Raw genomic sequence first — 13,746 nt, 5'->3', positions numbered from 1 at the left:
CCGCGACAGATTAAGCTGCTTTCTTAGCGTCTTTGATCAGCGCAGATACGCGATCAGAAACTGTTGCACCCAGGCCAACCCAATGTTCGATACGGTCCAGGTCCAAACGCAGAGCTTCAGCCTGACCAGATGCGATCGGGTTAAAGAAGCCTACACGTTCGATGAAACGACCGTCACGAGCATTACGGCTGTCGGTCACTACTACTTGATAGAACGGACGCTTTTTAGCGCCGCCACGAGCCAAACGAATTGTTACCATAACATCCTCTTTAGTTAATAAAACAACTGGACCCCATCGGGGAACGGGGTCCAGTTGCAATATAAAAAGCCCGAAAATTTTACTCATTTTGGCGCAAAAAGCAATCTAAAGCGTAGATTCCTGTGCGCTAGTTTTGTAATGAGCACAATTTTCTTCGTTTACCGCTGTTTTCAGCGGGAAATCTTTACTCATATCGCGCCGGTTAACATCACAGTGCGAAATGACATTTAACGGCCTGGGAAACCCGGTGGCATCATACCTTTCATGCCACGCATCATTTTGGCCAAACCGCCATTTTTCATTTTCTTCATCATGCGCTGCATTTCGTCGAACTGCTTGAGTAAGCGGTTAACATCCTGCACTTGCACACCAGAACCGGTGGCGATACGGCGTTTGCGCGAACCTTTAATGATTTCTGGCTTAGCGCGCTCTTTCAGCGTCATCGAGTTGATGATAGCCTCCATCCGCACGGTTACCTTGTCATCCATCTGCGATTTTACATTCTCTGGCAACTGACCTGCGCCCGGCATTTTACTTAGCATGCTGGCCATACCGCCCATATTGCGCATTTGCTTCAACTGATCAAGGAAGTCATTGAGGTCAAAACCATCGCCTTTTTTCAGTTTGGTGGCCAGTTTTTCGGCCTGCGCGCGGTCAACTTTGCTCTCAATGTCTTCAATCAGGGAGAGAACGTCGCCCATCCCCAGAATACGTGACGCCACGCGATCTGGATGGAACGGCTCGAGCGCTTCAGTTTTCTCACCGACACCAAGGAATTTAATTGGCTTGCCGGTGATATGGCGGATAGATAACGCAGCACCGCCACGAGCATCACCATCAACTTTGGTCAGTACAACACCCGTGAGGGGTAATGCTTCGTTGAAAGCTTTAGCTGTATTCGCGGCATCCTGACCCGTCATGGCATCGACGACAAACAGTGTTTCAACCGGATTAATCGCGGCATGAATCTGTTTGATCTCATCCATCATCGCTTCGTCGACGTGTAAACGACCGGCGGTATCGACAATCAGCACATCGTAAAACTTAAGCTTCGCCTGTTGCAGAGCACGATTAACAATATCAATCGGTTTTTCTTGCACATCAGACGGGAAGAAATCAATGCTAACCTGTTGTGCCAGCGTTTCTAACTGCTTGATCGCCGCAGGGCGATAAACGTCAGCAGAAACCACCAGCACTTTTTTCTTCTGTTTTTCTTTAAGGAACTTACCCAGCTTGGCCACGCTGGTGGTTTTACCAGCACCTTGCAAGCCGGCCATTAACACTACTGCTGGCGGTTGTGCTGCCAGATTCAGTTCGTTATTGACCTCGCCCATTGCGGCAATAAGTTCATTTTTAACGATTTTGACGAATTCCTGCCCTGGCGTAAGGCTTTTATTCACCTCATGCCCGACAGCGCGCTCTTTTACCCGGTTGATAAAGTCACGAACAACCGGCAGAGCTACGTCAGCTTCCAGTAACGCCATACGCACTTCACGCAGCGTTTCTTTAATATTTTCTTCTGTCAGCCGGCCACGGCCGCTGATATTGCGCAGTGTGCGCGACAATCGATCAGTTAAGTTCTCAAACATTGTCTCATACTCAACGTGGAAACAGGCCGCTCTGGCGACACAATGGGGGGATTATAACACGAAGCTTAAACGATCTCTGCCCTCACATCGGAGAACGGTTGGAGAGGGACGCGCTCGACGCTATACTGGCTATCTAATTCACTTAGCCGATGCCCATATAACGCTATGCCCGTGTTCTCTATTTTGGCTTTGATCGCATATTCGCTCAGCTTGGGCTTGATTGTCCCAAGTCTGGTGCAGAAAAATAGTGCTTACCGGCGGTTAGCGCTGGTTTCTGCCGTCGTAGCGCTAGTGTGCCATGCTATTGCTCTGAAGCATCAGATTTTTGATGTCGGCGGAGGGCAAAACCTCACTTTATTGAATATCGGCTCCATTGTCGGGCTGATGATCTGCACAATCATGACTATCGTCGCCTCAAGAGGCCGTGGCTGGTTCTTACTGCCGATTGTCTACAGCTTTGCCATGATTAATTTGGCGCTGGCCAGTTTGCTACCGGGTGAGTTTATTACCCATTTAGAAGCCAGCCCTGCTATTTTTGTCCACATTGGACTTGCCCTGTTTGCTTACGCCACACTCATCATCGCAGCACTGTATGCCCTGCAACTGGCTTGGCTCGATTACCAGTTAAAGAATAAAAAAGTCACCTTTAATGCTGATATGCCGCCCTTAATGAGCATTGAACGTAAAATGTTTCATATCACCCAAATTGGGGTGGTTTTGCTGACATTAACACTGTGTACTGGCCTGCTTTATATGGACGATATCTTCAGTAAAGAAAACGTCCATAAAGCTGTGTTATCGATCATGGCCTGGTTTGTCTACATTGTTTTATTGTGGGGCCATTATCATGAAGGCTGGCGCGGGCGTAGAGTCATTTGGTTCAGTTTTGCAGGGGCATTTTTGCTGACTCTGGCCTACTTTGGCAGCCGTCTGCTACAGGAAATCATGATCTCTTAGCCGTCATTACAATCATCCGCACATAGCCCTGTTGAATCCGCAGGGCTTTTATCGTTACTAAGGAACACTGTGTTGGATCACGTCTCAACTAGCACGCTTATCATCATTCTGGTCATTATGGTCGTGGTTTCGGCTTATTTTTCAGCTTCAGAAACCGGCATGATGACACTCAACCGCTACCGCCTACGCCACTTGTCCAAACAGGGTAATCGTGCCGCGCGCCGAGTTGAAAAGTTATTGCGCCGCCCTGATCGCCTAATAAGTTTGGTATTAATCGGCAACAATCTGGTCAATATTCTAGCTTCGGCGCTCGCGACAATTGTTGGTATCCGGCTCTATGGCAACGCGGGGGTCGCCATAGCCACCGGCGTATTAACTTTTGTGGTCCTCATTTTTTCTGAGGTAATGCCGAAAACCATCGCCGCCCTTTATCCTGAGCGTGTTGCCTTCCCCAGCAGTGTTTTACTGGCCCCGTTGCAAAAAATCATGCTGCCGCTGGTGTGGTTACTCAATATCATTACCCGCGGGCTAATGCGCCTGTGCGGTATTCGCGGCAATGTGCGCCGCAGTGATGCCGTTAGCCAAGATGAATTACGCAGTATCGTGAATGAATCCCACTCACAAATTTCTCGTCGTAACCAAGATATGTTGATCTCAGTGCTGGATCTGGAGAAAGTCACCGTCAGCGATATTATGGTGCCGCGTAATGAGGTGGTAGGGATTGATATCAATGATGATTGGAAATCAATCATGCGCCAGCTAACTCACTCGCCACATGGCCGAATTGTGTTGTACCGCCAATCCTTAGACGACGCCATTGGCATGTTGCGCGTGCGAGAAGCCTATCGGCTGATGACGGAGAAAAAAGAATTCAACAAAGAGAATCTGTTACGCGCCGCCGATGAAATTTATTTTATTCCCGAAGGTACGCCATTAAATGTGCAGTTAGTGAAATTCCAGCGCAATAAAGAGAAAGTCGGCATGATTGTCGACGAGTATGGTGATATTCAAGGGTTAGTGACAGTCGAAGATATTCTGGAAGAAATTGTGGGGGATTTCACTACGTCAATGTCCCCGACACTTGCCGAAGAGGTCAATCCGCAGAGTGACGGGTCAGTCCTGATTGATGGCAGCGCCAGTGTCCGTGAGCTGAACAAAGCATTCAACTGGTCGCTTCCTGTAGATGCCCGTACTATCAATGGCATGCTATTGGAAGAGCTTGAAGATATTCCGCAGGTAGATGCTCAGGTTCGTGTTGGAAATTATCTGATTGACGTGCTGGATGTGCAAGAAAATATGATTAAGCGTGTACGAGTCACACCTATTCTGCCCGATAACCGCCCCAGCTAGTCGTCCTTTCCTGCATTTAGGGTGGGCCATAAAAAAGACGCTTTTCAGCGTCTTTTTGCATTTATCTACTCAATATCAGAATTCAATGACTGAAACTAAATGTGGAGCTCAGTCAGTTTTTCTTTCGGTAATGCCAACTCTTCGTTGTGGTTGATGCGCACACCCCGGTCAATAATACCCTTGGCGATTTCCTGCGCTTCTTCCAGCGAGTGCATATGATAAGTTCCGCACTGATATTCATTCAGCTCAGGAATTTTGCGCTGATCTGTCACTTTCAGCACATCAGCCATAGCGGCTTTCCATGCATCAGCAACTCGCTGCTCATCCGGCGTGCCAATCAAGCTCATGTAAAAACCGGTACGGCATCCCATTGGGGAGATATCGATAATCTCAACACCATTACCATTGAGATGGTTGCGCATAAAACCAGCAAAAAGATGTTCCAGAGTATGGATTCCCTTCTCTGGCATCACTTCTTTATTTGGCACACAGAAACGCAAATCAAACACCGTTATCTCGTCGCCATGAGGGGTTTTCATCGTCTTAGCAACGCGCACAGCGGGTGCTTTCATAATGGTATGGTCTACGGTAAAGCTATCCAATAATGGCATTTAGTCACCTCCTCATAAAAAAATAATTTTTTATTCGATCTTTTTTTGCAACCCGTGAAACTTTTTTCTATCTCGCGCGTCTTAATATGTGAAAGACGCGCATTTGTTATCATCATCCCTGTTATCAGAGATGTTAATTTGGCCACAGCAATGTGGCCTTTTCTTTTTATTGGCCACCGTGAAGCACTAAATACTCTTCAAAGCTTAGCTTATCTTTGAGTTCTATCTCGCGTTGACGCACCCAAGAGGCCGCTCCCTCTTCGGATAATTGCTCTTCAGTGAGTAACTCCAAAGGTTCACTTTGAAGCATTTCTCTGTAGCGCTCGGCCAGCTCAAGGCCAACACCACCAATACCACCTTCTTTCATCGCTTGCAAAATACGCGCAGAGAACGTCAAACTTGGGTCATCAAAGAACGCGACAAGTTTGTCACAAACCTGTTGATATTCAGTGCTCTCTTTACCATCTAATACTTCGGCAACACGGCGTAAGTCTGCAAACAAGTCTTTACCCACTTTTTCCAGCGGTTCACGCGTATCGTTACATCCCATACCGATAGTCTGCCCCGGTTTACGCCCTTCCAAAATGACCCGATTCCAGTTTTTACGGGTACACAGCAATTCGTCACTGCTCATTTCAGGCGCATCCGCCAACACACACCAAATCAAGAATAGATCAAGAAAACGCGCTTGCACGGCATCTACACCAATCGGTGAGAATGGGTTAATGTCCAAGGAACGTACTTCAATATATTCAATACCACCGCGCAGCAAAGCATCAGATGGTGATTCGCCGGCTTGGGTAACTCGCTTAGGCCGAATCGGAGCATAGAGCTCATTTTCTATCTGTAACACATTGGTATTCAGTTGCAGATGACGGTCACCGTCTTTTAGCCCTAATGCCGCATATTCTTCTGATGGCGTTTGAATTGCGCGTTTCAGAGCAGCAACATAGGTGTGCAGGTCATTAAACGTAATGCCCAAATTGCTTTGTGATTTATTGGTATAACCCAAATCACTCAAGCGCAATGAGGTGGCATATGGCAAATAACACATTCCTTTGTCATTGCGCTCAAACGGCAATGCCGTCTCACGCCCTTGCAGGAATGATGAGCAAATGGCCGGCGAAGCACCGAACAGATATGGGATAACCCAGCCAAAACGATAATAATTGCGGATTAGACGGAAATAACCTGCTGAAATCTCTTCCTTGCCACTTTTTTCATCGGTCACACCGGCCCATGCCTGCCAAAACTCCAGCGGCAAAGAGAAGTTATAGTGCACACCAGAAATCGTTTGCATCAAAGCACCGTAACGGTTTTTTAATCCTTCACGATAAAGTGTCTTGAAGCGGCCAATATTAGAAGAGCCATATTTAGCCAGCTCGATATCCTGCTCAGCACCAATAAAGCAAGGCATGCTAAGTGGCCACATGCGCTCATCGCCCAGTTTACGTGCGGTATAGCGGTGGATATCACGCAAAAAAGTCAGCAGATGGTCGATATCGCCATCAACAGGAGTAATGAATTCCAGCAATGCCTCAGCAAAGTCGGTGGTAATCCACTGATGTGTCAGTGCAGCACCCAATGACTCTGGATGGCCCGTCGAGGCTAATTGGCCATCGGCAGTCACTCTCAATGTTTCCCGCTCGATACCGCGGCGGATACCTTTTAGGGCTTTAGGGTGCGCTTCCAACCAAGTTAGCGCGTGTGATACATCCGGGATCAAATCGACCTCCCGCTCTTGAAAACCATAACTCGCCAGCATACTGAAACTGCATAGATGTGACTACGTAAGTTTGTCACATTCTTTACTGCCACCAGGCAATCCCTTGTAACGTAATTACCGTTAACACGATATAACGCAATGCTTTTCCCAGACACAGAAAAAAAGCCACAAGACCCCAAGGCATACGCAACCAGCCTGCCAACACACACATCAAATCGCCCACGACCGGTAGCCAGCTCAATAACAAAGCAGCCGGGCCAAAACGCTGAAGCCAGCCAAGAGCTGTGCTCATCCCACGTTGTGGTTTTAGTTCCGGTAATAAACGGCCAATAACAACATTAGTTAGCCCCCCAAGGGTATTCCCAATGGTAGCAGACAACACCAGCATCATGGCCGGCGCACTGCTTGCCGTTAAGAGGGTGACTAACAGAATTTCAGAATTTCCGGGTAAGAGCGTCGCGCTGAGAAAGCTACTCCCAAATAATGATGCAACAGCTAGCGTACTACTCACAGTAGGCGCACATCAACTATTGCCATATTCGCCCTTTTGGCCGCCTCAACACCAAAATCAGCATCTTCAAAGACCACGCACTTGTGTGCGGGCACACCGAGTAATTGTGCGCAGCGCAGGAATGTCTCCGGCTCTGGCTTATGCTTGGTGACATCATCAGCGCCGACAATAACGTCAAAATAGTCACGTAAGCCCAAATGGCGTAAAAGCAGCTCAGCCATGGCGTGCTCGCTTCCGGTACCCACAGCCATAGGTTTACGCCCATGATAACTTTTAACCACGTCTATGAGCGGCAGAGGCTTCACATTATCCAACAACATAGATTTAAACAGTTCAGTTTTCTCAGCGGCCAGTAAATGGGGATCCAGGTCTAATTGATGATTAGCAATAATTACGCGAGCAATCTGCCACGTCGGCGCACCATTCAAAGCCACCAAAGCTTGCTCGTCAAATGCCATGCCATAGGGCGTAAGCACTTGGCGCCAGGCCTGACGATGCGTGGGCTCAGTGTCCAGGATGGTGCCATCCATATCAAAAATTAAGCCTTCATAGCGATCGTACATCGTGACCCCGCGACCAAGGAGAAAATGAAAAGCTACTTTATCGCAAACTAACCAAATTGTCGCTCACTCTATAATCAACTGAATTTACTGGAAAAAATACCATTTCCAATAGGAAATAATGCTATCCAGCATAGTAAAAATCTGCGATTTGGGGGGAGCAAGATATGAGGACTAAAACATTCGAATGGCCGAATAGCACAAACCTAAAAGCAGAAAACCCCGCCGTAGCGAGGTTTCTTAATATGGTGCACCCAGGAAGATTCGAACTTCCGACCGCTCGGTTCGTAGCCGAGTACTCTATCCAGCTGAGCTATGGGTGCAGTTTTGTATTGCTAATTTTACGGGGACGTTTCAACAAGTGAAACTTAACAACAAGATTGATGACCTAGAAGATGGTGCACCCAGGAAGATTCGAACTTCCGACCGCTCGGTTCGTAGCCGAGTACTCTATCCAGCTGAGCTATGGGTGCAATTAATTCTTTGACACTACCTGATGTTCATTTGACTATTTCACCATACTGCAAAATATGGTGCACCCAGGAAGATTCGAACTTCCGACCGCTCGGTTCGTAGCCGAGTACTCTATCCAGCTGAGCTATGGGTGCATAGTAAATGGCGGTGAGGGAGGGATTCGAACCCTCGATACAGCTTTTGACCGTATACTCCCTTAGCAGGGGAGCGCCTTCAGCCTCTCGGCCACCTCACCATACGCTTCTTTCGAATTGTACCTAACTTGCTTTTGAAGAAGCTCATCGGCACTGCGTGGCGCACATATTACTTTCCCGCACTTATAAGTCAAACAATTTTTCCCAACTCACGTTCATTTGCACAATTCACACGCAACATGACCAGTTTGACGTCAAAAAGAGTGTTTTATCAACAGGCAAGACAGTGTTAATTACGCCATCCCCACAGGGCAAGAAAAAAGAAATAATCCTGATTGCTCAATTAAATTAGTCGCGGACAGAAAATTATGACGGGAATAAGAACACAGAGAGGGATAAATGGCGAAATACGAGAGGAATAAACAGCAGTAGCGCCTCGTGTAACACGAGACGCTTCTTCAAAATCAGTAAGTCGTCGGTTGAGACTTTTCTGCTTGGATGCGCTGGTAGATTTCTTCACGGTGAACAGAAACTTCTTTCGGAGCATTTACACCAATTCGAACTTGGTTGCCTTTAACCCCTAATACAGTAACCGTAACCTCATCGCCAATCATGAGTGTTTCACCAACTCGACGAGTCAGAATAAGCATTCTTTGCTCCTTGAAAAATTAAAAGAGTCGGGTCTCTCAGTTTCCCCGCCATTATCCATCATACACCGTGAAAACGTAAGCCATCACATTCACATAAAATGTAAGTAGCTTGGTCAAGTCTCTAACTAATACAAGTTTAGCTGAAGCAAATAACTTTGCGTTTAACTTTGTTTTCGAACTATGACAGGAAAATTGAAAAACGCCATACCCAACATAGAGATATGGCGTATTGATTTAATAGATAATTACTTACTTATAATCGAGATGCAACCCATGCTTCAACACTTGCTAATGCTGACGGCAATGCTTGCACATCGGTACCGCCCGCCTGAGCCATATCCGGGCGTCCACCGCCTTTACCACCAACTTGCTGAGCAATATCAGCGATTAACTCACCTGCTTTTACTTTGCCAGTGAGGTCTTTAGTGACACCAACAATAAGGCTGACCTTATCTTCTGCTGTCGTTGCCAGCACAATAATAGCGGAGCCCAGTTGATTTTTAAGATCATCAACCATCGTACGCAACATTTTTGGCTCAACGTTATCCAACTGACTAACGAGAAGTTTCACACCATTGACCAATTTAGCATTGGACGATAATGAGGCACTTTCCTGAGCAGCTTGCTGAGCTTTTAATTGCTGGAGTTCACGCTCAAGCATTTTACTGCGATCCAATACCGCGCGGACTTTATCTGCCAGATTATGGGTATCACCTTTAACCAGATGAGCAACATCCTGAAGCAGATCATTTTCCTGATGCAACAGTGCAATAGCCCCTTCGCCTGTTACAGCTTCAATACGGCGAATCCCAGCGGCAGTTCCTGATTCAGATAAAATGCGGAACAGACCAATATCACCGGTACGGCTGGCATGGATACCACCACATAGCTCGGTTGAGAAATCCCCCATGGTCAAAACTCGCACCTGGTCATCATATTTCTCGCCAAACAGAGCCATTGCACCTTTTTCTTTCGCCGCATCCAACTCCATAACTTCAGTTTGGACTGGCATATTACGGCGAATCTGCTCGTTAACCAGGTCCTCGACCTGACGAATTTGTTCTGGCTTCATTGCTTCAAAATGAGAGAAATCAAAACGCAGATATTTATCATTAACTAACGAGCCTTTCTGAGCAACATGGTCGCCCAATGTCTTACGCAATGCGGCGTGCAATAAATGAGTTGCTGAGTGATTCAAACGAATACGGTTACGCCGCGCAACATCAACTTGAGCATCAATACTGTGATTAACCCGCAATGTTCCATGAGTCAATTGCCCAAGATGGCCGATAGCCTGACCATATTTCTGCGTATCACTCACAGCAAAAGTAGCGGTCGCATTTTTCAGCTCGCCTCTATCGCCAACCTGCCCACCCGATTCTCCGTAGAATGGCGTTTGATTCAGTACGACAACAGCTTCTTCACCTTCGTGAATCTCATCCACAGCTTCGCCATTACGGAACAGCGCGGTGACAGTGGCCTGTTGGTGGACATGGTCATAGCCAGAGAACTGGCTTGCGCTATCAACACGAATCAGGCTGTTATAATCCGCACCAAAGCCACTGGATTCACGAGCACGACGGCGCTGAGCTTCCATTGCTTGCTCAAAACCAGCCTCGTCTACTTTCAGATTACGCTCACGACAAACATCAGCGGTTAAATCAACGGGGAAACCGTAGGTGTCGTACAGGCGGAAAGCTGTCTCACCATCAAGAGTATCACCTGTTAATTTGCTAAGTTCTTCATCCAATAGTGCCAGGCCGCGCTCTAATGTCCGCGCGAACTGCTCCTCTTCAGTTTTCAGAACTTGCTCAACCATGGCCTGTTGTTGTTTCAACTCATCGGCAGCAGAGCCCATAACAGCAATCAGCGGAGCAACCAGTTTGTAGAAGAAGGTCTCTTTCGCGCCCAGCATGTTGCCATGTCGGATAGCACGACGAATGATACGGCGTAAAACATAGCCACGATTTTCATTCGAGGGAATAACACCATCTGAGATAAGGAAAGCACAAGAACGGATATGGTCGGCAATAACTCGCAACGACTTGCTAGAAAGATCAGTCGCACCAGTAACTTCCGCTACCGCTTTAATCAAATCGCGGAACAGGTCAATCTCATAGTTGGAGTTAACATGTTGTAACACCGCAGCAATACGTTCAAGCCCCATGCCGGTATCAACCGATGGCTTAGGCAATGGCAGCATAGTGCCATCAGACTGGCGGTTGAACTGCATGAAGACGATGTTCCAGATCTCAATATAACGATCGCCGTCTTCTTCTGCCGACCCTGGAGGGCCGCCCCAAATATGGTCACCGTGGTCAAAGAAAATTTCTGTACATGGGCCACAAGGGCCAGTATCACCCATTTGCCAGAAATTATCTGATGCAAAGGCACTGCCTTTATTGTCACCAATGCGAATAATACGCTCACGAGGGATACCAATATCATTGGCCCAGATCTCATAAGCCTCGTCATCGGTTTCGTAAATGGTTACCCAGAGTCTTTCTTTCGGTAGATTAAACCACTGTTCGCCAGTTAATAACTCCCAAGCGAAACTGATGGCATCATGTTTGAAGTAATCGCCGAAGCTAAAATTACCTAACATTTCGAAGAAGGTATGATGACGCGCGGTGTAGCCTACGTTCTCAAGGTCATTATGCTTACCACCTGCTCGCACACAGCGCTGAGAGGTCGTCGCACGGGAGTATGCCCGTTTATCCAAACCTAAGAAAACATCCTTAAACTGGTTCATCCCGGCATTGGTAAACAACAGCGTAGGGTCATTATTGGGGACCAAAGAGCTGCTTGATACAACCTGATGTCCCTTGCTATGGAAGAAATCGAGAAACGCTTGACGAATCTCAGCGGTGCTCTTGCTCATAATTGTCCCGGAAACAAGCTAAAAGAATAGCCCGCAAGCAAATTGTATTACATAAAACGGTAACACAATGGGTAAGCTCACGAACAAAAAGTGGGACTAAGATAAATTTTCTTCGAGGGGAAGTAAAATCCTGTGTGCATTCATTCGACAAAATCATTGTAAATCGACTGAATTTCCTCCTGGAAGAAACCACGATACATAAGATAGCGCTGAACTTTGGCTTTCTCTTTCCATTCAACTGGTAAAATTTCACTAAATTTACGCTGCGCGACTTCTTTTGCGAGCAAGCACCAATCTATTTCACTGATTTCAAAAGCAGCTTGAATGAGCTCTTTATCAACACCCTTTTGCATCAATTCAGAACGGATACGCTGTGCACCATATCCTTTACGGCTCCGACTATTAATGTAGCTGGTAGCAAAGCGGGCATCATCCAGCCAATTATGTTGGTAGCAATAAGTAATCACCTGCTCAATAACTTTCGGATCAATATCTGCGACGGGTTCTCCATCCCCATTGCCTGTGCGCTTTCCCCAGTGACCTTTTGCCGAAAATGGCTGTAATGCAAGCTTACGACGTAATTCAGATTCACTATGGTCACGTTGAGAGAGGAGCCTCATGGCACGGCTTAGTAGGTCATTCATACATAAATCCCCTTATTGCATGAAGCCTCAAAGGTGTTAGCTTCATTCATTACTCGGCCCATCCTTGAGTTGGACCTCTACCAGACCGCTGCTTGCTGTCTTATGGCAACTCCAATCATGCCGAAATGAACGTAAATTGAAGAACCTATACACCACTGTTTACTAAAACGGCCCACTAATAAGTGAGCCGTTTGTTAACTGCTTAATTTGCTAACTAAATTTATGATCGTGTAAATTAAAACTCTTCACTGGTTTCATCTGTTTCATCAGCAAATGCTGCTGTTGCAACAGGTTGTTCGCCATTACCACCATTGAGGAGCATTTCACGTAATTTTTTATCCAACTCAGCCGCAACTGCTGGGTTTTCTTTTAAGTAGTTACTGGCATTCGCTTTGCCCTGACCAATCTTGTCACCGTTATAGCTATACCAAGCACCTGCTTTCTCAATCAGTTTATGCTTAACACCTAAATCAACAAGTTCGCCATTAATATTGATACCTTCACCATAGAGGATCTGGAATTCAGCTTGTTTAAATGGTGCTGCAATTTTGTTTTTCACTACTTTAACGCGAGTTTCGCTACCAACAACCACATCACCTTCTTTTACTGCACCAATACGACGGATATCCAAACGTACGGATGCATAAAATTTAAGGGCATTACCGCCAGTTGTGGTTTCAGGGTTACCAAACATGACACCAATTTTCATACGAATCTGGTTAATGAAGATCAACAAGGTATTAGCGTTCTTCAGGTTACCCGCCAATTTACGCATGGCTTGGCTCATCATACGTGCTGCAAGCCCCATGTGAGAATCACCGATTTCACCCTCAATTTCAGCTTTTGGTGTCAGTGCAGCTACGGAGTCAACGATGATGACATCAACAGCGCCAGAGCGAGTCAGTGCGTCACAGATCTCCAGTGCTTGTTCGCCAGTATCTGGCTGGGAACACAGCAGATTATCAATATCTACACCTAATTTTTTAGCATAAATTGGATCAAGAGCATGCTCAGCATCGATAAAGGCGCAGGTTTTACCTGCACGCTGTGCAGCAGCAATAACCTGTAAGGTCAGTGTTGTTTTACCGGATGATTCTGGGCCATAAATCTCAACAATACGCCCCATTGGCAGGCCACCCGCCCCCAATGCAATATCAAGAGAAAGGGAACCGGTAGAGATGGTTTCAACATCCATTGAGCGGTCTTCGCCAAGACGCATGATAGAGCCTTTGCCGAATTGTTTTTCAATTTGGCCCAGTGCTGCTGCTAACGCCTTTTGTTTATTCTCATCAATAGCCATTTTTACTCCCTCTCTGGGATGCCGGGTTGCCCCTGTCATCACCACTGAATGTTGTTTTTGTGCAGGAAATTACCACTAATTATACTGTACAATCATACAG

At 46.7% G+C, this 13,746-nt stretch carries 12 protein-coding genes and 4 tRNA genes; 2 read left to right on the top strand and 14 right to left on the bottom strand.

From position 1 onward, the window contains the following. Positions 1 to 10: 10 nt before the first annotated feature. Positions 11 to 259 carry a 30S ribosomal protein S16 gene (gene rpsP / locus F0T03_RS04905; RefSeq protein ID WP_004712517.1) on the bottom strand — a complete coding sequence of 83 codons (249 nt, stop codon included), beginning with the start codon at positions 257 to 259 and terminating at the stop codon, positions 11 to 13. 227 nt (positions 260 to 486) lie between these two features. Continuing rightward, positions 487 to 1,848, bottom strand: a complete 1,362-nt coding sequence (ffh, locus tag F0T03_RS04900) for a signal recognition particle protein (protein WP_145556946.1) — start codon at positions 1,846 to 1,848, stop codon at positions 487 to 489. Between the two features lie 165 nt (positions 1,849 to 2,013). Here ffh and F0T03_RS04895 point away from each other — a divergent pair, with 165 nt between their 5' ends. Together F0T03_RS04895 and F0T03_RS04890 are read left to right on the top strand one after the other, a co-directional pair. Further along, positions 2,014 to 2,805, top strand: a complete 792-nt coding sequence (locus F0T03_RS04895) for a cytochrome C assembly family protein (RefSeq protein ID WP_145556947.1) — start codon at positions 2,014 to 2,016, stop codon at positions 2,803 to 2,805. Positions 2,806 to 2,877: 72 nt separating this feature from the next. Next, a complete protein-coding gene (locus F0T03_RS04890) occupies positions 2,878 to 4,155 on the top strand; it encodes an HlyC/CorC family transporter (protein ID WP_162527016.1) in 1,278 nt (425 codons plus the stop codon). A 95-nt stretch (positions 4,156 to 4,250) separates the two neighbouring features. Here F0T03_RS04890 and luxS read toward each other — a convergent pair whose 3' ends face one another. The 12 genes from luxS to recA all read right to left on the bottom strand — a co-directional run bounded on the left by luxS (position 4,251) and on the right by recA (position 13,646). Further along, entirely contained in the window at positions 4,251 to 4,766 is a 516-nt protein-coding gene (luxS, locus tag F0T03_RS04885; RefSeq protein WP_145556949.1) for an S-ribosylhomocysteine lyase, read from the bottom strand. Positions 4,767 to 4,932: 166 nt separating this feature from the next. Continuing rightward, the gene (gene gshA / locus F0T03_RS04880) at positions 4,933 to 6,531 is read right to left on the bottom strand and encodes a glutamate--cysteine ligase (RefSeq protein ID WP_181952495.1); all 1,599 of its coding nucleotides are present in this window, start codon (positions 6,529 to 6,531) and stop codon (positions 4,933 to 4,935) included. Positions 6,532 to 6,574: 43 nt separating this feature from the next. Continuing rightward, on the bottom strand, positions 6,575 to 7,003 hold the full coding sequence (locus F0T03_RS04875; protein WP_145556950.1) for a YqaA family protein: 429 nt from the start codon (positions 7,001 to 7,003) through the stop codon (positions 6,575 to 6,577). Beyond that, complete coding sequence (yqaB, locus tag F0T03_RS04870; RefSeq protein WP_145556951.1) at positions 7,000 to 7,566, bottom strand: fructose-1-phosphate/6-phosphogluconate phosphatase; 567 nt, start codon at positions 7,564 to 7,566, stop codon at positions 7,000 to 7,002. Before yqaB ends, F0T03_RS04875 begins: the two co-directional genes overlap by 4 nt. Positions 7,567 to 7,809: 243 nt before the next feature. Further along, positions 7,810 to 7,886 (bottom strand) — tRNA-Arg (locus F0T03_RS04865). A 73-nt stretch (positions 7,887 to 7,959) separates the two neighbouring features. Beyond that, positions 7,960 to 8,036, bottom strand: a tRNA-Arg gene (locus tag F0T03_RS04860). 58 nt (positions 8,037 to 8,094) lie between these two features. Further along, positions 8,095 to 8,171: transfer RNA gene (locus F0T03_RS04855), tRNA-Arg, on the bottom strand. 8 nt (positions 8,172 to 8,179) lie between these two features. Then, positions 8,180 to 8,272 (bottom strand) — tRNA-Ser (locus F0T03_RS04850). A gap of 363 nt (positions 8,273 to 8,635) precedes the next feature. Beyond that, positions 8,636 to 8,821: a carbon storage regulator CsrA gene (gene csrA / locus F0T03_RS04845; RefSeq protein ID WP_002209449.1), complete on the bottom strand. Its 186-nt coding sequence runs from the start codon at positions 8,819 to 8,821 to the stop codon at positions 8,636 to 8,638. A gap of 253 nt (positions 8,822 to 9,074) precedes the next feature. Further along, the gene (gene alaS / locus F0T03_RS04840) at positions 9,075 to 11,702 is read right to left on the bottom strand and encodes an alanine--tRNA ligase (protein ID WP_159677357.1); all 2,628 of its coding nucleotides are present in this window, start codon (positions 11,700 to 11,702) and stop codon (positions 9,075 to 9,077) included. Positions 11,703 to 11,842: 140 nt separating this feature from the next. Continuing rightward, on the bottom strand, positions 11,843 to 12,346 hold the full coding sequence (gene recX, locus F0T03_RS04835; RefSeq protein ID WP_159677356.1) for a recombination regulator RecX: 504 nt from the start codon (positions 12,344 to 12,346) through the stop codon (positions 11,843 to 11,845). Positions 12,347 to 12,581: 235 nt separating this feature from the next. Then, on the bottom strand, positions 12,582 to 13,646 hold the full coding sequence (recA, locus tag F0T03_RS04830) for a recombinase RecA (RefSeq protein WP_145556954.1): 1,065 nt from the start codon (positions 13,644 to 13,646) through the stop codon (positions 12,582 to 12,584). Positions 13,647 to 13,746: the final 100 nt, after the last annotated feature.

The sequence above is a fragment of the Yersinia canariae genome (assembly GCF_009831415.1).
GTDB lineage: Bacteria > Pseudomonadota > Gammaproteobacteria > Enterobacterales > Enterobacteriaceae > Yersinia > Yersinia canariae.
The sequence above is the reverse complement of the archived record's forward strand: the minus strand, read 5'-3'. Positions and strand labels throughout refer to the sequence as shown.